Raw genomic sequence first — 2,034 nt, 5'->3', positions numbered from 1 at the left:
AGATGTGTAACAGAGACAGGAGGCGGCCAGCAGCAGCAGCGCCTTGGCGACCGCGCTGGTGAGATCGTGGTCCACGCCCTGGATCAGGCCGCGCGCACCGGCGCTGATGGTCGCCGCCGCCGCCTCGGACTCCTCCGCGCCGAGCAGCAACACGCTGGCCTGCGGCGCGCGGGCCAGGACCCGTCGGACGAAACCGGCACTGTCGGGCCGGGTGATGGCGGTGTCGGCGAGCACCACGTCGGCGGGGCGCTCGGCGAGCCGGAGCATCACCTCCGGATCGGAGACCGCCGTCCGGACCGCACCCGACAGCCCCAGCCGCGCTGCCGCTGAGGTCAGGTGCTGCGCCGCGAGCGGCGTCCGAACGCACACGAGAACCGTACGCACTGTGATCTCCTCTCCGCACACGAGCAGACCATGACGGGGTGGGGTCGGGAGGAGGTTCCCGGCAACTCTTCCAACTTTTCCGACAGAAAGGGCATATGCCCCAATTCGGCAAACGTTTTCGATCACACACGTGTGAGCCGAGAAGGGGCTGGGTACCGAGGGGCTCAGGCCGGGAACGGTGCGCCTGCGCGGCCCGCCGCCCGGACAGCCGGCCACGAAGTATCTCGCGGTGCCGCGCGAGAGGAGGGGTGCAGATGTCGAACGTACGTAGACTGCCCGGACCGATCATCGACCTGTGGGACTGGCAGCGCCTCGGCTCCTGTCGTGGCCGCGACAGCGCACAGTTCTTCCACCCCGACGGCGAGCGCGGATCCTCCCGGCTCCGGCGGGAGTCCTCCGCCAAGAACGTCTGCCGCGCCTGCCCGGTACGCGCCGAGTGCGCCGCGCACGCGTTGGCGGTGCGGGAGCCGTACGGCGTGTGGGGTGGATTCAGCGAGTCGGAGCGCCTGCGCCTGCTCGCGGTCGGCTGGGAGGACCTCGCCGACCGTCGGCAGACCCGGGTCGACGTCAACCGGTTGGAAGCCCGTCTGGGCAGCTCCCACCGGGCGGCCCTCCCGCCCCAACGCAACGTCGCCTGACCGAACGCCCCCGACGCCGCGCTCCCGCCCCCCGGAAGCGCGGCGTCGGTCTGTGCGTCACTCGACCGTCAGGGTGACCGAGTGCCAACCCGTCGCGCCGTCCGGCGCCACGTCCTGCCGCTGCCCGGTCTGCGTCTCGCCGGTGCTGTCCGTCGCCCGCACCTGGAGCGTGTGCTCGCCGGGCGTCGCCTCCCACCGCCAGGACCACTGCACCCAGGTGTCCACCGAGGCCGTCGGCGCCAGCTCCGCCTCCTGCCAGGGTCCGCCGTCGACGCGGACCTCGACCCGGCGTACGCCCCGGTGCTGCGCCCACGCGACCCCGGCTACGGTGACCGGGCCGGCGGCGGGACGGTTACGCGGGCGGGGCGTGTCGATCCGCGACTGCGTCTTCACCGGCCCCTCGGCCGACCAGCCCCGGGGCACCCAGTACGCGTCGAAGTCGGCGAAGCTGGTCAGCTCCAGCTCGGTGATCCACTTGCACGCCGACACGTACCCGTAGAGGCCGGGCACCACCATCCGGGCCGGGAATCCGTGCGCCACCGGCAGCGGCTCGCCGTTCATACCGACGGCGAGCAACGCGTCCCGCCCGTCCCGCAGCACCGACGTCGGGGTGCCGCAGGTCCAGCCGTCCACCGAGCGCCCGACCACCTGGTCCGCGCCGTCGAGCGGCTGCACCTCGTCGAGCAGCTCCCGGATCGGTACGCCGAGCCACCGCGCGTTGCCGATCAGATCGCCGCCGACCTCGTTGGAGACGCAGGCCAGCGTGACGTACCGCTCCACCATCGGCCGGGCCAACAGGTCCGCGAAGCTCAGCGTCACCGGATTGCGCACCCGGCCGTGGATGCGCAGCCGCCACGTCTCCGGATCCACCTGCGGCACCACGAGCGCGGTGTCGATGCGATAGAAGCGCCGGTTCTCGGTGACGTACCGCGCCAGGCCCGGCACCTCCAGGTCGACACCGGCGGGCAGCGGCGGCGCGGCGGAGACCGGGGCGGGCAGGCTGATCGCCGCC

Annotated in this window: 2 protein-coding genes and 1 pseudogene; 1 reads left to right on the top strand and 2 read right to left on the bottom strand. The window is 72.8% G+C overall.

Annotation, left to right across the window (positions count from 1 at the left end; genetic code table 11):
• Positions 1-384 (bottom strand): annotated as a pseudogene (locus EYA84_RS31075) (helix-turn-helix transcriptional regulator); the annotation flags it as partial.
• Positions 385-638: 254 nt separating this feature from the next.
• On the opposite strand from EYA84_RS31075, the gene EYA84_RS31070 reads away from it, so the two are divergent.
• The gene (locus EYA84_RS31070) at positions 639-1,022 is read left to right on the top strand and encodes a WhiB family transcriptional regulator (protein ID WP_131057755.1); all 384 of its coding nucleotides are present in this window, start codon (positions 639-641) and stop codon (positions 1,020-1,022) included.
• A gap of 57 nt (positions 1,023-1,079) precedes the next feature.
• Here EYA84_RS31070 and EYA84_RS31065 read toward each other — a convergent pair.
• Positions 1,080-2,034 (bottom strand): molybdopterin-dependent oxidoreductase (locus EYA84_RS31065; protein ID WP_153227126.1); only part of this gene is annotated, 955 nt, incomplete at its 5' end.

It is taken from the genome of Verrucosispora sp. SN26_14.1, from assembly GCF_004307965.1.
Lineage (GTDB): Bacteria > Actinomycetota > Actinomycetes > Mycobacteriales > Micromonosporaceae > Micromonospora.
Note: the sequence above shows the minus strand (reverse complement) of the source record. Positions and strands in the feature narration are given on the sequence as shown.